We start from the raw sequence: 23059 nt of genomic DNA on the forward strand, positions 1-23059 counted from the left end.
GAGCTCCGTTCCCTAGTGGATTCCAAAATATGCCTTGTGAAGCTCGGAATTCTCTTTCAAGAGTTCAGCGCTTCCTTTGGCGACAACGAGTCCTTGTGCCAGCACGTAGCCGTAATCGGCCACGTCGAGCGTTTGACGCACGTTCTGCTCGATCAGCAGAACCGAAAGCCCGGCTGTCTTCAGTTGTCGGACTATTCCGAAAACCTCCGAGACAAATAACGGCGACAGTCCGAGCGAGGGCTCGTCGAAGATCACGAGTTCCGGATCGGCCATCAGCCCTCGCGCGATGGAGAGCATCGACCGCTCACCGCCGGACAGTGTTCCCGCGAGCTGGCTTCGCCGCTCCTTCAGACGCGGGAACACCTCGAACATCTCCTCCATCCGGGCCGCAACGCGCCTGTCGTCACGCATGATCAATCCGCCCAACTTGAGGTTATCAAGGACGCTCATGCGCGGCATCACGCGATTGCCTTCCGGGACCGTCGCGATCCCGAGGGCCGCGATCTTGTGGGTAGGCATGTTTGTAGTCGCTACGTGCCCAAAGCGAACCTCGCCTTTCCGGATCCGGGTCAACCCGAGGATGGCCCGGATCAACGTGCTTTTGCCGGCGCCGTTGGCCCCCAGGATGGCCGTTACCGTACCGGGCCTGACCTCGATGGTCACGTTCTTCAGAACGTCAGCGCGATCGTAGCCGGCGTTGATCGCATTGGCCGACAACGTCCGCGCCGCGGTTCGTCGCACGCTGATCATTGCCCTATCCCGAGATAAGCTGCCTGCACTTCGGGGTCGGCTATCAACCCGTCAAAACTGCCTTCGAAGACTTTTCGGCCGAAATTGAGCACGATGCAGCGATTGGAGACACGCCGGATGACGTCCATTTCGTGCTCCACCAGGACCACGGCGAGGTCCGGCATCTCGGACCTGAATGCGAGGAGATCGTCCATGAGTTCGCGCGTCTCATCCGGGGTCATACCGGCGGAGGGCTCATCCAGCAACAGCAGGCGCGGCCTGCCGATCAGCGCCCGGCAGATCTCGATCCGCCGACGATCGATCATCGCGAAAGAGCTCACAGGCTGGAACAGCCGGTCGGCAATCGCGGCGTTGAAGCGGGACGCAATCTCCCTTGCGCGATTGACCGTCTCCCGCAGCTCTCTGCCCCACCGCGCGCGCCGAAACATATTTGTAAGGAGACCGAGATCGCAATGGCAGAGGGCTCCGACCGCAATATTGTCGAACACGCTCTGATCGAGCATCAGCCTCGATCGCTGAAAGGTTCGCGCGACACCGGCACGACCGATCATCTGGGGCGCACAGCCAAAGAGGTCGCGGCCATCGAGCCGGATCGTTCCCGCGTTCGGGTCGTAAAGTCCCGTGATGACGTTGAAGAATGTCGTCTTCCCCGATCCGTTGGGCCCGACCAGCCCGATCGTCTCGCCGCGGCCGATCTCGACGTCGAAACGGTCGAGCGCGACCAGCCCGCCGAATGTCTTGGTGAGACCGGCACAATGCAGCAGAGTGCTACTCATTTTGGCGCTCCGTCGATGAAGCGGGACAGGTCCCTCACCGGACGAGGCAGGATGCCGCCCGGGCGGAACAGCAAGATGACGAGCACGAGCAAGGCGAACAGCAACAGGCGGAATTCCTGGATCGACTGCAGCTTTTCCGGCACTTCCAGGATGATCAGGGCGGCTACGACGGAGCCCCACAAATTGCCGATTCCGCCCAGCACCACGATTGAGAGCATCAGCAGGGAGTCCCCGAGGCCCGCGCCGTTGGGTGTCACGAACCCGTTCATCATCCCGTAGAGCGCTCCAGCCATGCCGATGATGGCGTTGCCGAGGACAAAGCCGACGACCTTCCACAGCCGGATTGACAGGCCGAACACCGCCGCGGCGGTCTCATCGCTGCGGACAACGTCCAGGGCGATGCCGACCCACGAGTTTTCCAGACGACGGACGAGGATGAACACGAGGCCGAACATGCAGACCGAGAGCGTTGCATAGGGCAGATAGAACGACACGCTCCATGGACCAATCTGTTTGAGCCGGGCGAAATCGAGCCCCATGATCGAGAAGCTTCCGATCTTCAGCCCCTGGGGCCCGCCGAGGACGTCGTTGACTTCGAGCCAGGTCCGCAGCAGCACGCCGAAGGCGATCGTCACGAGCGCGGCATAGTGCCCGCGCGTTCGCAGCACCGGCAGCAACAGCACGAGGCCCATTGCACCCGTCACAATCGCGCCGATCAACGGCGCAAATGTGCGCGGAACGGTGGTGTATGCAGTCACTAGGGCGGCCGTATATGATCCCACGACGAAGAAGGCCGCGCCTGCGAAGTTGGCGATGCCGGCGAATGCGAGCTGCAAGTTGAGAGCGATGCAGGCAGTCGAGAAGATTGCTACCGTTGACAACATGAGAAGCGCGTAGTGATCGGCGTGAAACAGGACAATCAGGATCAACGCACACAGCAATGCCATGCCATTGGCAACGCCTCGGTAGTCGCCGCAGGTGGCGGCAATCTCCCGGCCGATCTGCGTTCGATCGGACACTCCAAACGCCAGAACGAAGGCTGCGAGCAAGGCGAGAACGACGGGCTGGGATTCGGCGTGCATCATCACGCCGCCGCCGGAAAACAGGAGCGCCACCACGGCTGCGACGAGGGCGCGCGGATGACGACGAATCCGTGGGACGGAGAGCGAGGGAGCCGGGCTTGAAAGGCTGCTCATGTCACACCCGTTCGCTGCGCTGTTCTGCAATGATTCCTGTCGGGAACAACGCAATCAGGATGATGATGACGGCAAAGGCCACCACATCGCGATAAGCGCTCGAGATCGGCATCGCCACCACAACCAGCGTCTGCACGCCGGCGAATAGAAATCCCCCGATGATCGGCCCGATCAGGCTTCCAAGACCGCCCACCACAGCCGAGGCGAATCCGATAATGCCGAGCAGAACGCCCATGTTGAAGCTGATCTCGCGGTAATACAGCCCGAGCATGCAGCCGGCAAAGGCGGCGAGCCCCGATCCCAATGCGAAGGTCCCCAGCACCACGCGCTGCTGGTCGATGCCTGCAAGGCGTGCAACCTCGTCATCCTGGGCCACGGCGCGGATCGAGAGCCCGAACCGGGTGCGGGTCACGAACAGATGCGTTCCCACCACCAACAGCAGTCCGGCACATACGATGATCACACTATCGATACCCACACTGAAGGAACCGGCATTGATCATGCCACTCGGCAACAGAGCCGGAAACGGCTTCGGGTTGCCGCCGTTGGGCACGCCAAGCCGGATGGCCTCGCGTAGCACGGTGCCGGCCATTAAGGTCGCGAGCAGCACATTGATGCTGGGGGCGCCGCGCAAGGGGATCACAAGAATCCTCCCGATCACGATGCCCGCGAGCGCCCCGGCGCCGACCGCAGCCGCCAAACCGGTGAGCAAGGCCAGCGCAGGGGGCAGCGCAAAGAGAGCTCCCGAAACGCCGGCGGCTCCCAAGGCTGAAAAACTTCCGAGCGTCACGACGTCACCATGCGAGAACTTGATGACGTCGAGCACCCCAAAGAACAGCGAAAATCCAACGGCGATCATTGAGTAGATCACCCCCAGCATGAGGCCGTTGAACAGCTGCAGCGCTACGATCCCGATGTCCATCAATGTCTCCGCACGCTAGGGCGTCGCATGACGTCTGGTCAATTGAGGCGGAGTTTTCGTTTGCTGGCGGCATATTCGCTATCCGGCCAATAGACCCATTTACCATCCTGGGCGACATAGACGTTGGCCCTCAGAATGTTCTGCCTGTGGTCGTCGAAATTGATCTCGCCGACCAGCGACTTGTATGCCTTGGTCGTATTGAGCAGGTCCTTGACCTTGGCGCGGTCGGGGCCAACCTTCTCGATCGCATCCATGATCAGAGTGGCGGCGGAGTAGGCGAAGGGGCCATAGGCGTCCGGGTCTTCGCGAAAGCCCGCCTTGGCGTATGCGTCGAGAAACGCTTGACCCTGCTCATATTTGGTGATGGGAGCACCGTTGTGGAAGGAAATCGTTCCTTCCGCCGCGGCACCTGCGCCTTCCAGGAAGCCTGCGTTCATGATGCCAGAGACGCCCGCAAGCTGAGCGGTGACACCGACCCGATCCATTTGAGCCCGCAATCGGACGCCGAGCGGCGTCAGGCCGCCCACCATGATCAGATCTGGCTTCAGCTCCTTGATCTTGGTGAGCTCAGCCGTGAAGTCCTGCTGATCCGGGCTGACCGGAAAAATCGCGACGATCTCGCCGCCGGCCAATTTGAGATATTCGCTGAAATATTTGTTCTGTCCCTTGCCGTAGTCGGTGGTGTCGTGAACGACAACGTATTTCAGGAAACCCTGCTTGGTGAGGAACTCCGCTGCGAGCTTGCCTTCATTGATCATCGTCCCGTTGACGCGATGAATTTCGTGGTAGTCGTTGCCATAGGTGATCTCGGGCAGGATGGCGCCCCACACCACGACCGGCAATCCGAACCGGGCATAGGTATCAACCGTCGCGATGCCTACGGCAGAGCAATAGTGGGTCACACCGGCGATGATGCTACGATCCGATGCGGCCTTGGTTGCGACCTGGATGCCGATATTCGGCTTGCATTCGTCGTCCAAGGTGACGAGCTCGAAAATGTACTTTGCCGATGGGTCGGCGTTTCTCAATTGCACGGCCAACTGCGTGGAATTGCGGCCCCCGATACCGGGAGCTGAATTCCCGCCCGACAATGGTCCAATAAACGCAAGCTTTACGGTCTCCTTGGCCAAGACCGGAACTGTTCCGGTCGCCACCGCGACCAGCGCGCCGCATGTCAGCAGCAACAATTTGTTTATCAGCTTCATTGGCAATGCCCTCCCCTGCTCGGAAAAACTGTATCCATCGCGCACGAGCGAGACAGTGCGAATCTTCGCAAATGGGCGTGCGCAACGGAGCACGAGCAGGTGGACCGGCGATGATCGCCTACAATCGAGACAGATTGCTGCTGCTTTTGGCAACGGATTGCCTTCGACGAGGCGGATGCGGACGCAAAAAAAACACCCCGTTGCAATCGGCAACGGGGTGACTGGGTCGCAGGACATCTGCGACAAGTCGAGGGAGGTAGTCTTCGTAATCACGACAGCCAGGGGCTCATCGCAGACGTCGAATAAATCCTTCATACCATCGCCACGGCAAATTCCCGCGGGGCGTTCGTGCAAAGGGTCTTGCACGAACACCTTGATGGCAATTGGCGGCTCATGCGATCTGGCGGCTGGCTGCCGGTGTGTTGTCGAATTCACTGGAAAGGTCGACTGCGACAGTCTTAGGCAGGCAGAGGACATTAACCGCCGCGGTCATCAGTGCGATCGCGATGGGATAGATCAGGCCGGCGTAGATGTTGCCGGTGTAGCTGACGAGCGAGAGGCTGATCAGCGGAACGAAGCCGCCGAATATCCCGGTGCCGATGTGATAGGGAAGCGACAGCGAAGTATATCGCAGCCGCGCCGGAAAGAGCTCGACGAGAAATGCGGCATTCGGCCCGTAGACCAGCGCTACGAAGATGAGTTGCGCCAGGATTAGCGCGGTGACGACCACGTAATTGTGCGCAGCCGTGGCGCTTGCAATCCCCATGTAGATGGGGACGTAGAGCGCGGCGGCGAGCAGCAGGCCGGCGACAATCAGCGGGCGGCGTCCGATGCGGTCTGACAGGGCCCCGCTCACGACGATCAGGGGCGTGCCAAGGGCTAGAGCAACGGCGACGCAGACATTTGCCGTCAGGAAGTCCACCTTGAGAACGCTCTGCAGGAAATACAGCGCATAGAATTGTCCGGTGTACCACACGCATCCCAGACCCGCCGTCGCGCCGAAGAGAGCATAGAGCGCATAACCCAACCCTTGTCTCGTGCCAAAACTTTCGCGAACCGGCGCGCGCGAGACCTTGCCGGCCTGGCGCATCTGCTCGAAAACCGGCGACTCGCTCAGCTTCAGACGAAGATAGATCGAAAACACGACGAGAAGTGCAGACAGCAAGAACGGGATACGCCAGCCCCAAGCACGGAAACCTTCCTCCCCGAGCGATAGCCGACACGCCAGCACGACCAGAATTGCAACGAAGAAGCCCAAGGTGGCTGTGGTCTGGATAAAACTGGTGAAGAAGCCTCGACGGTTTACCGGTGCATGCTCAGCCACATAGATGGCAGCGCCACCGTACTCGCCGCCGATGGCCAAGCCCTGTACCAAACGGAGCAAGACCAACGCGACAGGTGCAGCAAAGCCGATAGTTTCATATGTCGGCAAAAGGCCGACCGCGGTGGTCGAAATCCCCATTAAGATAAGTGTCAGCAGAAACGTGTGCTTGCGTCCCAATCGGTCGCCAAGACTGCCGACCAGGATGGCACCGAACGGCCGGATGACGAATCCGGTCGCAAAGGTCGCAACACTGATCAAGACGGCGGCGGTGGGATCATTGGCGGGGTAAAAAAGGGTCGAAAAGAACACGGCAAGGCTTCCATAGAGATAGAAGTCATACCATTCGATAACCGTGCCTGCACTTGAGGCAAGCACCACCGTCCAGATGCTCAGGTTCGGGGCGTCCGCTTTAGGTTCGCTCATCATATCTCTCCATGGGCCTTGTTGGGCACGTGTTTTCCCGGGCGCGCGCGCCGCAGCGCACGCCCCTTCTCCACCCGGCAATACGTAGAAAGTTGCGGACCCGTTAGGCCGCGATAGAATTTCGGGTCGGCGCATAGCGCGCAAGACATGCGCTTGCTTCTGCCGAAATTCGCTTCACCAGCTCACCGGCGGTTGGAATGTCGTTGATGAGACCGATTGCTTCTCCGACCGTGACATTGGCCGTATCGTAGTCGCCGGAGACCCACGCCTTCTCGACGCGCTGCAGCTCGGCTTCTTGCAGTGTGCGCAGCTCGTCTTCCCGGCCATGCCACCTTTCGATGAAGCCGTTCTTCATCAGGCGTCCAGTGTACTCCGAGGGCCAAGCCTTTTTGCGGACAACGTCGTAGACACGTGTCCGGATCGTTTCATCGCCGGTGGCTGCCAGCACCTTTTCCTTGGCGTTGCGATGAATGACCGACTCTTGCGTGGCCCAAAACCGCGATCCGATCAAAGCACCGTCGGCACCTAGCATTAGCGCGGCGGCGAGACCGCGCCCGTCAGCAATGCCTCCGGCGGCAAGAAGGAGAACGCGCGGCGCTCGTTGCGCGATCATATCGGCGACTGCAGGAACGAACGGCATCGTCGAGCGCGCCGTGAGTCCGTGGCCGCCGGCCTCCGTACCCTGTGCGATGATAACGTCCGCGCCGACGTCGATCGCCCGCTGGGCATGCTCGAGCGTATGCACCTGACAGATCAGGGGGATGCCGGCCTGCTTCACTTTCGGGGCATATGGCGCAGGATCCGAGAACGACAGCATGATCGCTTTCTTGTGCCGCTCCAGAGCGAGATCGAGCAGACCCGGATCGTTCGCCAGCGCCCAGGTGATGAATCCACAGCCGACGTCCGGGCGGCTCACCTTTGCGGACTGTTCTTCGAACCAGGCGCGGTTGGCATAGCCGCCGCCCAGAAGGCCCAGAGCACCTGCCGCGGAAACCGCGGAGGCCAGCTCGCCGCCGGAGGCCGGATCCATCGGCGCCAGCACGATCGGGTGCTCGAGCCCAAAAAATTCGGTCAGTCTCGTCTTGATAGCCATGTCTCTTCCTCTCCTAGGCTTATGCCCGTCTCGGATACTGGGAAGCTAGATTGGCTGTTGACAACATAAAAGTGATTATTATTGATCAGAGTCATCATTCCGGGAGATGACCACATGGACAGCACGGATCTGAATTTCTTTTCCGCGGTCGCCACGGCCGGCGGAATCGGCCGTGCCGCCCACAATCTCCACACCGTGCAATCGAACGTGACCCAGCGAATTCGAGCGCTGGAGAACCAGCTCGGTGTCCGACTTTTTGATCGGTCCAAGAAAGGCGTTACGCTCACCTCCATGGGCAACAGGCTGCTTCCTTACGCCAAGCGCATCAGCGATCTGTTGGCCGAGGCGCATTGCGCAGTGAAGGACGAGGCGTGGCCGGGCGGCGAGCTGCGCATTGGATCAATGGAGACGACGGCGGCGTTGCGCCTACCACCGTTGCTCACCCATTACGGCATCGCTTATCCCGATGTTGACGTCCAAATCGAGACAGGCCCGACCGCAGCGCTGGTCGACTGCGTATTGTCTCGGAAGCTTGACGGAGCTTTTGTCTCTGCACCGGTCACGCACGGTGAACTGACCTGCACACCGATCGTGGAGGAGGAGCTGGTGCTGATCACGCCGCCGATGGTGACGTCCCCCCAACACCTCGGCAAATTCCTGGCTTCGGGAAGCGGCCGGAAGGTGATCGTGTTTCGTGCCGGTTGCTCCTATCGACAGCGTCTGTCCGAATATCTTGCGCATCGTGGTTTCGTCGACCTGCGCTGGATGGAAATGGGAACGCTCGACGGAATCATCGGTTGTGTGGCGGCTTCGGTCGGGCTGTCATTGGTGCCGCGCGTCGTCGCTGATTCTGCCGAACGACAGGGCTTGATCCACCTGCATTCGCTGCCGAACGGGACCGGCAGGGCCACCACGGTTTTCGTTCACCGCAAGGACGCATTCGTGTCCTCCGCTCTGCGGGCGTTCATGGAATGCGCCGGATCGGGAACGAACCAAACAGCTCCGCCCGAGCAACCGGCAGTGGCGCTCAAGCAGCCTCGAAAGACGGCCTCGCCGCCTTGACTGATGCCACGATAAAGCGATGCACTTCTGCAACCCGCCGCGTTTCGTGCGTATCGGGATGCGACGTCAACCAGTAATTCCGCACGAAACGAATGTCGGGAAGCAGACGCTGCAATTCGGGATAGCGCTGGGCCACGTAATCATGAAGGATTCCGACGCCGTGTCCACCACGAACGGCCTCCATCTGCGCAACGACGCTACCGCATTCATAGCGTCGCGACATGAGCCGGCCGAGCACTGAGGCATAGTCCAATGCCCTGCTGTAGACGAAATCCTCGACCTGGGTGACGAACAGGCGGCCGGCAAGATCGGCCTGCGTCCTGATGGGACCCTCGCGCGCGAGATAAGCATCAGCAGCATAGACACTGAGCGTATAGTCGGTGAGTTTGGACAGGATCAGCTTACCCTGCTTGGGCCGGTCCAGCGTGATCGCAACGTCGGCCTCGCGCCTTGACAGGGAGAATGTGCGCGGAAGCGGCACGAGTTGAATGACAAGGCCAGGGTGCTTCGCGGCCAGCGCGCCCAGCCGATCGGCCAGGAAGTAGTTGCCAAGCCCGTCCGGTGCCCCTACGCGCACGGTTCCGGTGAGGGCCTCGGCGGCGCCTCCAATGCTCGATCCCACTTTGAGGAATTCGCTCTCTGCGCGCTCGGCAGCCGCGACGAGCGCCTCGCCCGCCGCCGTCAGCGCGCACCCTGTAGTGTGTCGTTCGAGCAGTTTGGCATTCAAGCTACTCTCCAGCGCGGTCAGTTGCCGGGCGACCGTTGCATGGTTCAGCCGTAGGCTTTTCGAGGCCTTCAGAATCTGGCCGGCACGCGCCACTTCTAGGAATATCCGAACGCGCTCCCAATCCATTGACTACACTTTCTGCACAACGGAGCCGCGAATTCGGCCGTTGATGCCGCATTTTTATGCGCTGCATATCTGGCTCGATCAAGCATCATGTTAGTGAGAGCAGCCAATGCCCGTGACTATTCTGAACTTCATCAATGGCGAGCTGGTGCCGAGCCGGGGCCCTCGCACCGCGCCGGTTTACAATCCCGCGACCGGCGAGCAATCGGCAACGCTCGGACTTGCCACGACGCAAGACGTGCGGTCGGCCGCTGCAGCCGCCCGCAAGGCGTTCCCGGGCTGGGCGAACACACCGCCACTGCGCCGTGCTCGTATTCTCAACCGTTTCCTGCGGATCATGGAGGATCGAATCGATGAACTTGCCCAAGTGATCACCGCCGAACACGGCAAGGTGCTTTCGGACGCGAAGGGCGAGATCCAACGCGGCATGGAGGTGGTGGAGTTCGCGACCGGCGCGCCGCAACTGCTCAAGGGAGAGATCACCGAGAATGTCGGGACCCGTGTCGACAGCCACTCGCTGCGTCAACCGCTCGGGGTGGTCGCTGGCATCACGCCATTCAATTTCCCGGCAATGGTCCCGATGTGGATGTTCCCGGTTGCGCTGGCCTGCGGCAATACGTTTATCCTCAAGCCGTCGGAGCGCGATCCCTCGGCCTCGCTCGTGCTTGCGCAGTGGCTGAAGGAGGCCGGGCTGCCCGACGGCGTGTTCAATGTCGTGCATGGCGACAAGGAAGCGGTGGATGCCATCCTAACGGATCCCGATATCGTGGCGGTCAGCTTCGTCGGCTCGACGCCGATTGCGCGATACATCTATGAGACGGCGACCAGCCACGGCAAGCGCTGCCAGGCGCTGGGCGGCGCCAAGAACCACATGATCGTGATGCCTGACGCCGACATGGACCAGGCCGTCGACGCTCTCATGGGCGCGGCTTATGGCTCCGCCGGCGAGCGCTGCATGGCGATCTCGGTAGCCGTTCCGATCGGCGACACCACCGCCGATCGTCTGATCGAAAAGCTGGCGCCCAAGGTCCGCGCGCTTAACATTGGTCCCGGTACCGACCCCGAGGCCGAGATGGGCCCGCTGGTGACGAAGCAGCACCTCGACAAAGTCCGAGGCTATATTGACGCCGGCGTTGACGAAGGCGCGAAGCTGATTGTGGACGGGCGCGATTTCCATCGCCAGGGCTACGAGAAGGGCTACTTCATCGGCGGCAGCCTGTTTGATCGCGCGACCACGGACATGAAGATCTATCGCGAAGAGATCTTCGGACCGGTGCTCGTGGTGGCCCGGGCCAAGTCTTATGACGAGGCGGCCGACATGATCAACCAACACGAGTTCGGCAACGGCACCGCAATCTTTACCAGGGATGGCGATGCGGCGCGTGAGTTTGCGCATCAGATCCAGGTCGGCATGGTGGGCATCAACGTACCGATCCCGGTGCCGATGGCATTCCATTCGTTCGGCGGATGGAAAGCCTCTCTGTTCGGCGACCATCACATGCATGGCCCCGAGGGCGTTCGCTTTTATACCAAGCTGAAAACGATCACGACCCGTTGGCCGACCGGCATCCGGGCCGGCGCCGAGTTCGTGATGCCGACGATGTCCTGATCTTCTCCGAATGGAAGGCCGTGGCAGCTCCACGGCCCTCCCAACCCGCCAGTTGGCCCGGCCCCCAAAGGCAATCGCCCCAGAGAGGTGAATTCGGCCGATCAATCCGTGAATATCGCCCTAGAATCTCGGGCCGCGATCAGATTGGCCCTGTCGATCTCCATCGGCCGCTCAGGCTGTCATGCTCGCTCTCATCAGCTCCATTGGGTCACTGGGAACGCTCACCTCTCGGCCAAGCTCCCGTGGTGAGCGCCCTCGGAGAATATTCGACCACCTCTCCGATGAGAGGGATCGCCGCAGCGCGCACTCTCCGGCCGGCCGTGACATGAAGCCGCCAGGCGCGCTCGGCGCCCTTGAAGCCCTGAATCGGCGGATCATTCCAGAGCAACTCGATCGTCCCGTGCAGAATTAGGACATCGCCGACGACAAAGTCGACAAAAAGCAGTCCCGCCCTGGGATTGGACATAAAATTCCCAAGCGTGTTGAAAAAGGAATTACCCGCAAAGTCCGGAACGGTGATCTGGTTATCCGCCACGTGAATGAAGCCTGGCTTACCGCCGCGGTGAGAAATATCGCAATCGAACGATGATCCGTCATCTGAAGCCGCACATGAGGCGACGAAGAAGGTCGCCGACTGGCGGATCAGCTCTCGTGCCGCATCGTCCAAGACGGCGAACGCCTCGACCTCGCCGGGACCGAGTTGCTCCGGCGCAGCGGATGGTGCCGCGCTGATATGGCGCGTGTGGATGTATTGAGGGCAATTGCCAAAGCTCTGCACGACCGCCACCTCGAAACTTGTCTGGTCGAGGGTGATCAGCGTTCCGTTCATGCGGTTTCGCCGACGATTGGTCAGGTCTATGCCCAGCACTCCCAAGCTGGCGCCCACGGAAAGATTCGTTCCGAGCAGGTCGAAGGTTTTCGGTAACGCTTCGATGCGCAGCCGTCCTGGATCCGGTGAAGAGACGAATCCGCGCGGGCCAAACAGGACCGAAGGGATCGGCCAGCCCGCTCGGTCCGACGAGCCGACAAGGAGGTATTCGAGTCCTGCGAAGAATTCACGGTGCTGATCGGGCATCCATGTGCGGATGGAGGTTTTCCCGCGCTCGCTCATTCTGTCGGCCACGCCGACGCGTCGCTGCACGTCGATCTCGCCCTGGTGAAAAGGAGACGAGCTCCGTTCGGAAAGGCTGGTCATGACCGCACCTCGAAGAAGATTTGCCGATCAGCTCGCAGGCGCGCTTGGCATCCGCTGAAAATTCGGAAGTGCTTCAAACCGCCCCAGCCAGGCGACAATGTTCGGGTAGGAGGACAGTTCAATGCCTCCCTCCGGAGCGGCCCGTGTGTAGCTGTAGCAAGCGAGATCAGCCACGGTGGGATGGGTTGCCGCGAGAAACTCGTGCTTCGCAAGATGACCATCCATCACGCTGAACAGACTGCTGGCGATCTCGGCCGCTTGCCGGCCATCGACGGGCAAGTTGAACACCTTGCCCAGCCGAGCTGTCGCTGGTCCATATGCGAGCTGTCCGGCTGCCACGGACAGCCAACGTTGCACGGCAGCCGCACTGACGGGATCTTCCGGAAGCCACGTCTCGGTAGTGTCGTAGCGCTTGGCCAGATAGATCAGGATTGCATTGGAATCGGCAACGACGGTGCCGTCATCATCGATGACAGGTATCTGCCCGAACGGGTTCATCGCGAGATAGGCCGGCGTCTTTCGCTCGGCAGGGGGCGTCGGGATCAACTCGTAGGGAAGCGAGAGAAGGCCGAGCAAGAGCTCGACCCGGTGGCTGTGTCCGGACAATTTGCCGCCATAGAGCTTGATCGTAGCTGACATTCCCAATTCGCTTTCGCTATTCAAACGATGTCTCGGTACTTATCATTTCCCATTCGGGCGATAATCGAATGTTCCTTCAATTTACCATTGCGGTTTTCGCAACGATCCAGACGAGCAGAATGACTGGCCGCCTTTTTTCCCTCTGAACTCGCGCAACACGTTCTTCTGAACCTCTCCGATCGTATTCCGGGCAGCTCGCTCACGCAGAAATCGTTCTTCGGCAGGTTGTATGGAACCAGCCGTCCTTCAGCACCGCCACGCCATCCCTTTCCCCTGCAGCTACTCCTGCCGTCGGGACGGCGGCCGCGACAACTCGCTCGCCGAAATCGATGTGGCAGTCCGACGACGGCGCTTTCGAGCACATCTGGAATGCGGTCGATCTCGAGTTCGAACTCCTTCGGATGAACGTTGTAACCGCCCGAAATGATCCCATCCTTCGCGCGCCGACCTTCAAAGGGAGCCGACGGCGGAACGCACGAGTTCTGTCGGTCACTGCTCCAACAGCTCGCTGAGAACGCGCTTCATCTCGGCCCCCCTTGATGGATCACTCAGTCCGCAACTGCCCGCTCAAGCTCGGCCACTCTGGGTCTGACCGTCTCCTGCTGCGAGGACTGGACCGGCCGTTCGTCCCCCTCGCCTGTCTCCATGTCGATAAAAACGGCCGGCTCGCGCTGCGAACGGTCAATCGTCAGCGAAAACACATCGAAACGATTATAGTAGCCTACGACATCGTGAAATTGCTTCGGTTCGACGCATTGCGCGACGTCAATATCGGCATATGCGATGCCTTCGCTGTCTGAGAGGACGTCGCTGATAATCTGCCCTGTTGGATCGAGGATCATCGATACAGCATGCGGTGTGCCCTCGATCAGATCTAGCATGGCGGGGTTAGCCTGTCCGAGCGCGTCCTTCATACCTACGTCCATGCAGGCGGACGAAACGATGTTGAAGCATTTGGCTTCAAACGAATGAGCTCCAGCCCGGATCTCGATGGCCCTGCGTAGGTCATAGCCCCCCTTCTCCTTGGAGGGACGCGTCGGCCAGATCGGCGGGTAGGTCGAAATATGAACTTGCTCGCCCTGCGCCATCAATGAATAGCGGGCAAGTGGATTCGTATTCTCACCACAAATCAGCATGCCAATGCGGCCGATGGAGGTCTGCGCGACGCGCAACCCACGCGCATCTCCGGCAGCCCAGATCAGCTTCTCGTAAAAGGTCGGAACGAGCTTGCGATGATGATTCAGGATCGATCCATCTTGACCGATCAAAAGATTGGAGTTCCAGATACAGCCAAGGCTGGCAACCGTCCCTTCCGTAAAACCGATAGAGACCACGACGTTGTGGCGCTTGGCCGCCATCCTGACCTTTGTCAATTCCGCGCTGTCGAGCCGCAATGCCTGGGCCGACAACGCTCTGAAGAAATCATGAGACATGATCGGCGCCTGCAGCGCCGCCCACACGGGAAAGCCGGGAATGAACGATTCCGGGAAAGCAACCAGCGAGGCACCGTTGCGTGCCGCCTCGGCAACGAGGTCGCAGGCCTTGTCTGCACTTTTGGCCGCGTCGAGGAAAACTGAAGATGTGTGGCACGCGGCAGCTTTGAAGCGCGGCAAATTCGACGGCATTTGAGACGATCCTCTCGGTTTCTGGCACCACAGGTTAGTCTTTCGCCGGCGGGTGGCGAATGCGGAAAATCTGCACGAGCGGTTGCGCGTCTTCAGACGACCAGGACCGGCACGCGATAGATCGCGTTGCGTCGGCCGCCGGCCGGCTGATTCTCGCCCGATCGCGAGATCGCCCGAGACAGGAGACCGCAGCATCCCTCTTTTACTATCCAATCACAGGTGAACTTGGTCCAGGATCGTCCTGACACCTTCTCCAAGCGGCATCCCTGCCAGCTCCGCCCTTCATCGGCGCTCAGTTCGACCGCCGCAATTCCGTCGTCACCCCAGGCCCATCCCCAGACCTGCAAAACCTCGTCACGCCTGAGCTGACGATTCGGCTTTGGCGCCACGATGACCGATTGGGGGGCGATCGCCCACACCGGCTGGGTCGAGCCGTCCGGCGCGAGGTCGTTGTACCATGTGGTGGTGAAGACGCCCGGAGCCCGCTCCGAGCGCAATTCGAGCTTGCGGAGCCATTTGACGCTGTTCGTGCCGTAGAAGCCCGGGACCACCAACCGCAACGGATACCCGTGCTCAGGAAGCAGCGGCGCTCCGTTCATCTCGTAGGCGAGCAAGACGTCGTCGGATATCCGGGAGAGCGGCAGATCCTTGATGTAATGTCCGCACGCGATGCCTCCGAAGTCGCCGGAGTCCGCCCCCTGTGACCAGACGAAATTTGCGCTCCTCGCCACGCCCGCTGATGCTAGCACATGATCCAGACGAACGCCCGCCCAGCGCACGTTGCAGACCCGCTGCGTGGGCTTGTCGGGCGCCAGCGGGCTGCCTGCACATTGATGCACCGAGACCACCTCGGTCTTTGGAAGCGACTTGAGCTGACCGACGGAGAAGCTCGCGGGCGTCTCGACCAGGCCGGCGATTTCCAGCGTCCAATCATCCCCATGAGTGACATCGAGAACACCGAGATGGCACAACACGATGCAGCCTTCGACTGGCGTGATGCGGTCGGTCAGCAGATGCGGTTCAGAGGGAATTCGGCCGAAGAAGCCGCGTACCTTGTACGTAAAGTCGTCAGCCATCGCAGCGCTCCCTCGCGCCGGCATTCTAGTACATCACGGGAGGACGTCGACCGTAAGAAACTCCGCAGATACACTTGCGCGGATTCGATCACTCGAAGTCGTTCAGATACGCTCTGTCCGCCTTGAAGATCTCATGAAGGAACCGCAGCAGCGTACGCACCCTACCCATATATTCGATATCCTCATGGACGGAAAGGTAGAGCGACCGCGTGACCACCACATCTTTCATGAGCCATACAAGGCGAGGATCCTTTTTTGCCGAGAAGAAGGGCAGAAGGCCGATGCCACGCCCGACAGCGATCGCATTCTGCTGGGCTGCCATGCTGGTCGATCGAAACACGACGCTCTCCGGCACCAGGACGTCGTGCAGCCACTGCACCGGCTGGATAGCCACGAGATCGTCGACATAATCAATGAAATCGTGACGCTTCAATTCTTCCATGGTGCCCGGCGTCCCCCGTTCCACGATGTACCTGGACGACGCGAACAGCCCAAGCTTGAACTCGCCAGCTTTTTTGACCGAAAGTTTGGGGCCCACGAGGGGAACGAAGCTGATGCACACATCCGCCTCGCGTTTGGTCAGATTGATCAGGTGCCTTTCGGTCACAAGCTCCACGACAACGCCCGGGTGCTTCTCATTGAATTGGACCAACTTCTCGGCAAGGTAGAAGGCGGCAATACCCTCCATGCTCGTCAGCCGGACGCGACCAGTGGGCTCGGCGGGCGTGGCGCGGAAATCTTCCGATATCACCAGGGCCGCGCCCTCAATTTTCTCGGCCTCTTGGTAGAGCTTGTGCCCGTCCTCCGTCAGCACGAACCCGTTCGGCTTGCGGTCGAAAATCTTGATACCAAGATCTCGCTCAAGCTCTGAAATGCGCCGGCTGACCGTCGTGTGGTCGACTTTGAGGCGCCGCGCGGCCGGCATCAACCGCCCCTGCCGGGCGAGTTCAAGGAAGAATTTCAGGTCGTTCCAGTCGAACATTCGCTCCTGCGTGCCAATCCGGAAGAGGCCAACGACGAAAATCCGACGGTGGGTGACCGCCCCCCGCCCGATCAAACAGCCTTCTACGGCGGCTTTCAAGATGCCTGAAGGCGATTTCCGTGCCTTCGGTGCCTGAAGCCGCGGGGCGCAGCCCGCTCTCGCGCTCCAGCCGCAACGATCTCGGCCGTTATAGCTCTACCATTCCCTGAGGCACGCATTCTCGTTGATACAGATACTCGAGAATTTCCTTTCTATACTGCAGACTCCCGGCGTGGGTCGCCAGTTTGAGCCGGTCCCGCGGTCGCAAGGTATCGATCTCCCAAATCCGCCCGATTCGCGCAGCCGGTCCGTTCGAGAGCGCGACAATTCGATCGCTCAGGAAGATCGCTTCGTCTATGTCGTGCGTGACCATTACAACCGTGGTCGGGGTCTTTTCCACGATGCGAACCAGTTCGTCCTGAAGGCTCGACTTGGTCAGCGCATCGAGCGCGCCGAACGGCTCGTCCAACAGCAGCACCTTAGGCTCGACCGCAAAAGCGCGAGCGATGCCCACCCGCTGCTTCATTCCACCTGACACCTCGAAAGGGTATTTGTTGATGGCGTGCTCCAGGTGAACAAGCTTCAGCGCCTGCTCCGAGCGATCCTTCAATTCGGATGCCGCGGCACCCTTGAAGGCCTGTTTGACCGCAAGGCGAACATTTTCGTAGCAAGTCATCCAGGGCAATAGAGCATGGCTCTGGAAGACCATTGCGCGCTCCGGCCCCGGGCCAGAAATCGTCGTCCCGGCGCAGCGTATTGCACCCTTTGTAGGCGCCAGAAGGCCAGCAACAATGTTTAGCAACGTGCTCTTGCCGCAGCCTGAATGGCCGATCAAGCAGACAAACTCGCTGTCTTCGATAGCGAGCGAGATTCTATCCAGTGCAAGAAGCCCCTTGCCAGAACGGTCAACAAACGACATTGACACATCGTTGATCTCGAGATCCGCCATCGTCCTATTCCCGGAAGCTGAGGCTTTCGCCTATTCGCTTGAGCAAAATATCTAGCGCCAATCCAATACCGCCGACCAGGACGATGGCGACGATCATGCTCGCGATCTGGAGATTATTCCATTCGTTCCAGATGAAGTACCCGATGCCGCTCTGTGCGCCGACCATCTCGGCAGCCACGATGACGAACCAGGCGATACCGATCGAGATCCTCATTCCCGACAGGATCATAGGCACACTGGCGGGAAAGACGACGCGCGTGACATGCTCTAATCGTGGAAGACCGAATACGCGCGAGACGTTCAGCCATTCAGCCCGCACGGAAGCTGTCCCGGTTGCCGTGCTGATCAACATCGGCCAGACCGCACAGATGAAGATGATGAAGATCGTCGAGACGGTGCTGTCGCGGAACGTATAGAGCGCCAGCGGCATCCACGCGAGTGGCGATACCGGCCGCAGGATCTGAATGAAAGGATCCAACGCGCGATGGCAAGCAGGCCATAGACCGAGCAGGAAGCCTAGGGGCACCGCGACGAGTAAGGCCAGCGTGAAGCCCAGTGCTACGCGGCCCATGGAATAGGCCAGATGCCATGCGATGCCCAGATTGTTGGGATTGTCGTGATCGAAGGCGTGTGTGATCAGATCCCAGCCGCGGAGCGCGACGATCCACGGTGAGGGGATCGCACCGGCCTGCTGACCCGGCGCGCTCTGGCCGGCAAGGCGGACATATTCGGCATCGGCGACGCTAACACCTCCCGACGAACCGGCGGTGAACCAGCCCCAGACGCTTACAAATGCGATGAAGATCGCGACCGAGGATACCCAGGGCTGCTGCAGCCGGCGTGACACCTCCATCAGCCCCCCTTCCGGACCGAAGCCAGGTAGTCCTGCGGCTTATTGGAATCGAATTCGTTCCCGAGAATCCTTTCGGTGCCGAAGCCGACCGCTGGCGGCGTCACGCCCTGCTCGCGCATGATCCGAGCGGCATCGGTCGCCAGCATCACCTTTTCGGCGAGCACCTTGTAGTCGACATCCTCCTTTAGCATGTTCCAGCGCCGGAGCTGGGTCATCAGCCAAACTGCTGCCGAATATTGCGGAAACGGCTGATAATCAACCCGCCGCGGATCTTTCCGGATGGTGCCAAGGCCGTCGGCATACGTGCCGCTCAAAACCTGCTCGAGGACAATTTCGGGAGCATTGAGATATTGCGGCTCTGACAGCACCTTCGCCATGCCGACCCGGTTCTCCGGCTTCGAGACATGAAGACTGGACGCGATGATGGCGCGGTAGAACGCCATGAATGTGTTGGGATTTTGCTGGATCCAGCTTTCCGCGGCGGTGACAGAGCAACAAGGATGTCCATCCCAGATATCCTTCGAGATCAGATGAATGAAGCCAGCGCCTTCGTAGACCGCGCGCTGACCGCCCGGCTCTCCGCCGAAAAAACCATCGATGCTTCCGACGCGAAGGCTCGCCACGTATTCGGTCGGAGGTACGATGCGGTATTTGACATCTTGGTCCGGATCGAGCCCGGCGGTAGCCAAATAGTTGCGCAGCTGCAGGGTCTGGTGACTTTGCTCGAACGGGACCGCGAATGTGAAGCCCTTCCAGTTCTTGGGATCCCGATTGTCCTTGTGCTTGTTGGCCAAAACGAGGGAGTTGCCGTTCTGGTTCAAGATGGTCAGCACCTTGATCGACTGGACGTTACCGCCGAGGCCGGCTGTCATCGTCAGGGGGACCGGCATCACCTGCTGCGAGACGTCCAGCTCGCCGTTGAGCATCTTGTCGCGGATCAGCGCGATACCGGCGATCTTCTGCAGACTGACATCCAGACCTTCCTTGCGGTAGCTGCCGAGCCTTTCGCCGTAGATCAGCGGAACGGCGCAGGTGATCGGGAGGAAGCCAACAGCCAGCTTGGTTTTCTCGAGAGGCCTTCGCTCCTGGGCAATTGCCTTCAAGGTGTCGATTGGCAGGATGCTGGAGAGAGCGCCGATGATCACCCCAGCGCCAACGGTGCGAAGCAGTTCCCGCCGCAAAACCGGCTGCGGGAAAAGGCCATGCAGAAGTGCCTGCTGGACGCTTTCGGACACGGCCTCTTCGACAGTCGGCTGCGCGGGAGCATGCGCTCCGCAACTGCACAGGCTGCCGATGAAACGATGGTGATGTGAGGCGTCGCGCATTTCTGTCCCCCTGGTCAAAATGTTCGGCTCAAAATCGTAACATTGACGCGCGAAGGGCCAACGGCGAAATTGTGCAGGAGCATCTGCAGTTCCGCGCATGCCATTCGGAATTCCCAGCTCTGGTTCACTCCGCCGATTACGGCATCGTCCTTGAGCGCCCGAACAGGATGCGATGCTGCATCTCGTCGAAGCGGCCATCCGCGTTCGTTTCCCGCGTTAACAACGACACCGCGATCGCCACGGCAAACGACAGCGGCATGCTGATGATGGCCGGGTTACGCAGCGAGACGAACCACCAGGCGCCGCTCACCTGGGCCAGCGGCTTACCGAGCACGTCGACCTGGATGGTCGGTGACAGCGCAATGAGCACCAGCGAGCTTAGCGTGCCGATCATGATGCTAGCGACGGCCGCTGGCGTCGTGAAGCGACGCCAGATGATGGCGAGGACCAGTGATGGAAAATTGGCGGCACAGGCGATGGAGAAGGCGAGCCCGGCCATGAAGGCCACGTTCTGGCCTTCGAAGGTGATGCCGAGCACGATTGCCAGCACCGAGATGGCAACGGTGGCGATCCGCGCCACTTTGAGCTGCTCAGCCTCCGATGCCGTACCGTGGCGAACGACGTTGGTCCAGACATCATGGCACAACGTAGCCACACCGGAAAGCGTCAGGCCTGCCACCACCGCCAGCATGGTGGCAAACGCAACTGCGCAGATGAAACCGAAGAAGGCGTCGCCGCCGACTGTGAGGGCGAGCAGAGGTGCAGCCATGTTGCCGCCACCGCCGGCTTTCATCACCGCCTCCGGGCCGACCAGCACCATGGCACCAAAGCCGATGATGAACACCATCAGGTGGAAGAAGCCGATCAGCCCGGTGGCATAAAGTATCGATAGTCGCGCGGCCTTGGAGTCCCGAACCGTGTATACCCGCATCAGGACGTGCGGCATCGCCGCGGTGCCGAACATCAGCCCGAGGCCGAGTGAGATCGCGTCCCATTGCCCCGAAACCACCTTCGAACCTGGCTGCAGCACTCTTGTGCCGTACTTCTCCGCCGCTGCGGCGAACAGCTTGAGCGGGTTCATGTCGAAATGCATCAGGACCAGGACTGCCAGGATCACTCCGCCGGCGAGCAGCAGCGCCGCCTTCACCACCTGCACCCAGGTGGTGGCGAGCATGCCGCCGAACAGCACATAGATGAGCATGGCAGCACCGACCAAAGCCACCGACCAAGTGTAGGGCAGGCCGAACAGCAACTTGATCAACGATCCGGTCGCGACCATCTGGGCGATCAGGTAGAACAGGATCACCGCCAGCGTACCGACCGCCGCGGCGAGCCGCACCGGCTTTTGGCTGAGCCGATAGGCGACCACGTCCGCGAACGTGAATTTCCCGACATTGCGCAGTGGCTCGACAATCAGAAAGAGGATGATCGGCCAGCCGACCAGCCATCCAATCGAGTAGACCATGCCATCGAAGCCATTCGAGGTGACAATGCCGGCGATGCCGAGCAGCGCGGCCGCGCTGAGGAAGTCGCCGGCGAGCGCCCAGCCATTCTGCCATGCGGTGATCTCGCCGCCCGCGGCAAAGAAGTGCTCCGTGGTACGGGTGCGCCGCGCCGCCCAGTAAGTAATCAGGAGCGTCAGGACCATAAATGCGAAGAAGAAGCCGATCGAGAGCGAGTTGTTCGCCATCGCGAGGTCCTATCGTTCGAGGTCACGAAGGCTGGCATCGAATACCCGGTTCGCCCACAGCACATAGATGAGGCAGAGCAGGAACGATGAAACGATGACGAGAGGGCCGAGCACGATGCAAAGCGAGAGCCCGGGCGCAAGCACAGTGCCCAAAAGCGGCTTGTCGAATGCGAACAATGCCATGAAGCCGAAATAGATCGTGATCATCGTCGCACAAAGCAGCAGCGCGATCCGAAGGCGCCTGCTCGCAAGCGTGACAGAACGAGGCGCGACGCCGGAATTGACGGAAGTCTGCGCGTCCATCCACCCTCCCAGAAGGTCTTGATATCCACTACCGGCCAGCTTCCGCCGAGCCGCAAGCGTCGGGAACCACGAAACTTTGCAATGTACTGTGCAGATTTGCGGCCTCGTCGAAGGCGATGCTGTGTCGTCTCGACGGTCGCGGCGATAACAACCATGCCGGCAATGACGGCGCGCCTGCGACGGCATTGATCCTTGCATGCAAGGATTACGTTGGCGGCGCGGGCTTGGACACGCGTGAGGGCGGCACCACGATGGGTGGCGTGAGTCCGAGCTGCGGACATGCAGTCAAACCGGAAACCTCGCAGAATAGCGGGCGCGACCTCCATCGGTACCGGAAGTACAAGAGGAGTTCTATCGGGGTTCTCGCGCAGCGCGTCACACTGCCGATCTACTCGACTTTCCAGGCCCTGCACCTCGTCCGCGGTGGATTTGTCGGTCAGCGCACCCGTCCATCAAACAGACCCGTGCGTTCCTCCTGGAGCGAGGCATGGTGTGCGACAAAGCCTACATTCCCTGTTCGAGTTGCCCGGTATCTTGGCAATTAGCGCCAATGTTTTTCGCCTTGCATGTTGCGCATCATCGAGGGTTTAGCGGAAGACTCGCATCGATGGATGGGCGTATCGAGGGACTATCGAGCGAGATCGAAACGCTGGCCAGTCAAGACCGGGCCTGCCAGCGAGCCGAGCTAAGCGGACCCCACCAGCATGACGAACACGCTTGCTCATCCCGATGTCACCAGCGACGGCCTCTCTCTTGCGGTCAGGGTCGGAGCCGCGATTGACAAGGATGTGGCCTCTGCCGGCTTCTGGACGCCCGGGTCGGTCTTCAAGAGCGGCAGCGCCCGCAGGTCGTGCCGTGCGGTTGGCTGGACCACGGTCGTGCCGGGGCATCGCAGCGCGTCTGAATGCCAAGAGAATTCGTCGTCTTCAGCGTAAAATCAGCCCTATCTGAGCGTCATGAAAATGATGGCGAATTTGAAAACCGGAACGTCGGCGGATCACCGGCGCCATGACGGGTTCCATCCCGGACCGACCTGGTCCGCTACTGGAATCGTGGGTCGGGTTCTCAGTCCAAAGTGAACCATTTTCATGAATATTCCGTTGAGAGATTATTTTTCACGTGGTATGATGGATTTTCGAAATCCAAGCCCTCAGTGACCAAAATTCGAGGACG

At 60.4% G+C, this 23059-nt stretch carries 20 protein-coding genes; 2 read left to right on the top strand and 18 right to left on the bottom strand.

Annotation, left to right across the window (positions count from 1 at the left end):
• Positions 1 to 12 precede the first annotated feature (12 nt).
• From IVA93_RS39080 to IVA93_RS39110, 7 genes are all read right to left on the bottom strand, one after another.
• Positions 13 to 750 carry an ABC transporter ATP-binding protein gene (locus tag IVA93_RS39080; protein WP_247767983.1) on the bottom strand — a complete coding sequence of 246 codons (738 nt, stop codon included), beginning with the start codon at positions 748 to 750 and terminating at the stop codon, positions 13 to 15.
• Positions 747 to 1526 carry an ABC transporter ATP-binding protein gene (locus IVA93_RS39085; RefSeq protein WP_247369525.1) on the bottom strand — a complete coding sequence of 260 codons (780 nt, stop codon included), beginning with the start codon at positions 1524 to 1526 and terminating at the stop codon, positions 747 to 749. Before IVA93_RS39085 ends, IVA93_RS39080 begins: the two co-directional genes overlap by 4 nt.
• The gene (locus tag IVA93_RS39090) at positions 1523 to 2722 is read right to left on the bottom strand and encodes a branched-chain amino acid ABC transporter permease (protein WP_247337836.1); all 1200 of its coding nucleotides are present in this window, start codon (positions 2720 to 2722) and stop codon (positions 1523 to 1525) included. The genes IVA93_RS39085 and IVA93_RS39090 overlap by 4 nt, the downstream gene beginning before the upstream one ends.
• Before the next feature lies 1 nt (position 2723).
• A complete protein-coding gene (locus IVA93_RS39095) occupies positions 2724 to 3644 on the bottom strand; it encodes a branched-chain amino acid ABC transporter permease (RefSeq protein ID WP_247789979.1) in 921 nt (306 codons plus the stop codon).
• A gap of 38 nt (positions 3645 to 3682) precedes the next feature.
• Complete coding sequence (locus IVA93_RS39100) at positions 3683 to 4849, bottom strand: branched-chain amino acid ABC transporter substrate-binding protein (RefSeq protein WP_247371531.1); 1167 nt, start codon at positions 4847 to 4849, stop codon at positions 3683 to 3685.
• A 391-nt stretch (positions 4850 to 5240) separates the two neighbouring features.
• Entirely contained in the window at positions 5241 to 6599 is a 1359-nt protein-coding gene (locus IVA93_RS39105) for an MFS transporter (protein WP_524536879.1), read from the bottom strand.
• A 100-nt stretch (positions 6600 to 6699) separates the two neighbouring features.
• On the bottom strand, positions 6700 to 7689 hold the full coding sequence (locus IVA93_RS39110; protein ID WP_247299990.1) for an NAD(P)H-dependent flavin oxidoreductase: 990 nt from the start codon (positions 7687 to 7689) through the stop codon (positions 6700 to 6702).
• 114 nt (positions 7690 to 7803) lie between these two features.
• On the opposite strand from IVA93_RS39110, the gene IVA93_RS39115 reads away from it, so the two are divergent.
• A complete protein-coding gene (locus tag IVA93_RS39115) occupies positions 7804 to 8751 on the top strand; it encodes a LysR family transcriptional regulator (RefSeq protein WP_247285547.1) in 948 nt (315 codons plus the stop codon).
• Here the strand turns inward: IVA93_RS39115 and IVA93_RS39120 are convergent.
• Positions 8717 to 9604, bottom strand: coding sequence for a LysR family transcriptional regulator (locus IVA93_RS39120; protein WP_247285546.1), 888 nt, complete (start codon positions 9602 to 9604; stop codon positions 8717 to 8719). The two genes, IVA93_RS39115 and IVA93_RS39120, sit on opposite strands and share 35 nt — an antisense overlap.
• A gap of 106 nt (positions 9605 to 9710) precedes the next feature.
• Between IVA93_RS39120 and IVA93_RS39125 the strand changes: the two genes are divergently transcribed.
• Positions 9711 to 11210 (top strand): CoA-acylating methylmalonate-semialdehyde dehydrogenase, encoded by a 1500-nt coding sequence (locus IVA93_RS39125; protein ID WP_247285545.1) that lies wholly within the window; start codon positions 9711 to 9713, stop codon positions 11208 to 11210.
• A 208-nt stretch (positions 11211 to 11418) separates the two neighbouring features.
• Here the strand turns inward: IVA93_RS39125 and IVA93_RS39130 are convergent, their stop codons facing one another.
• The 10 genes from IVA93_RS39130 to IVA93_RS39175 all read right to left on the bottom strand — a co-directional run bounded on the left by IVA93_RS39130 (position 11419) and on the right by IVA93_RS39175 (position 21886).
• A complete protein-coding gene (locus IVA93_RS39130) occupies positions 11419 to 12405 on the bottom strand; it encodes a pyridoxamine 5'-phosphate oxidase family protein (protein ID WP_247377013.1) in 987 nt (328 codons plus the stop codon).
• A gap of 27 nt (positions 12406 to 12432) precedes the next feature.
• Positions 12433 to 13044, bottom strand: coding sequence for a glutathione S-transferase family protein (locus IVA93_RS39135; RefSeq protein WP_247789981.1), 612 nt, complete (start codon positions 13042 to 13044; stop codon positions 12433 to 12435).
• A 548-nt stretch (positions 13045 to 13592) separates the two neighbouring features.
• A complete protein-coding gene (locus IVA93_RS39140; protein ID WP_018458429.1) occupies positions 13593 to 14669 on the bottom strand; it encodes a carbon-nitrogen hydrolase family protein in 1077 nt (358 codons plus the stop codon).
• A 92-nt stretch (positions 14670 to 14761) separates the two neighbouring features.
• On the bottom strand, positions 14762 to 15745 hold the full coding sequence (locus IVA93_RS39145; protein WP_018458428.1) for a molybdopterin-dependent oxidoreductase: 984 nt from the start codon (positions 15743 to 15745) through the stop codon (positions 14762 to 14764).
• Positions 15746 to 15833: 88 nt separating this feature from the next.
• A complete protein-coding gene (locus IVA93_RS39150; RefSeq protein WP_247789982.1) occupies positions 15834 to 16727 on the bottom strand; it encodes a LysR family transcriptional regulator in 894 nt (297 codons plus the stop codon).
• 187 nt (positions 16728 to 16914) lie between these two features.
• A complete protein-coding gene (locus IVA93_RS39155; protein ID WP_247369539.1) occupies positions 16915 to 17715 on the bottom strand; it encodes an ABC transporter ATP-binding protein in 801 nt (266 codons plus the stop codon).
• A gap of 4 nt (positions 17716 to 17719) precedes the next feature.
• Positions 17720 to 18568 (bottom strand): ABC transporter permease, encoded by an 849-nt coding sequence (locus IVA93_RS39160; RefSeq protein ID WP_247789983.1) that lies wholly within the window; start codon positions 18566 to 18568, stop codon positions 17720 to 17722.
• Positions 18568 to 19893, bottom strand: a complete 1326-nt coding sequence (locus tag IVA93_RS39165) for an ABC transporter substrate-binding protein (protein WP_524536891.1) — start codon at positions 19891 to 19893, stop codon at positions 18568 to 18570. Before IVA93_RS39165 ends, IVA93_RS39160 begins: the two co-directional genes overlap by 1 nt.
• A gap of 136 nt (positions 19894 to 20029) precedes the next feature.
• The gene (locus tag IVA93_RS39170) at positions 20030 to 21583 is read right to left on the bottom strand and encodes a solute symporter family protein (RefSeq protein WP_247478041.1); all 1554 of its coding nucleotides are present in this window, start codon (positions 21581 to 21583) and stop codon (positions 20030 to 20032) included.
• Positions 21584 to 21592: 9 nt separating this feature from the next.
• Positions 21593 to 21886 (bottom strand): DUF485 domain-containing protein, encoded by a 294-nt coding sequence (locus tag IVA93_RS39175; protein WP_247299963.1) that lies wholly within the window; start codon positions 21884 to 21886, stop codon positions 21593 to 21595.
• Between the last annotated feature and the right edge of the window lie 1173 nt (positions 21887 to 23059).

This window comes from Bradyrhizobium sp. 155, from assembly GCF_023101105.1.
Taxonomy (GTDB): domain Bacteria; phylum Pseudomonadota; class Alphaproteobacteria; order Rhizobiales; family Xanthobacteraceae; genus Bradyrhizobium; species Bradyrhizobium canariense_D.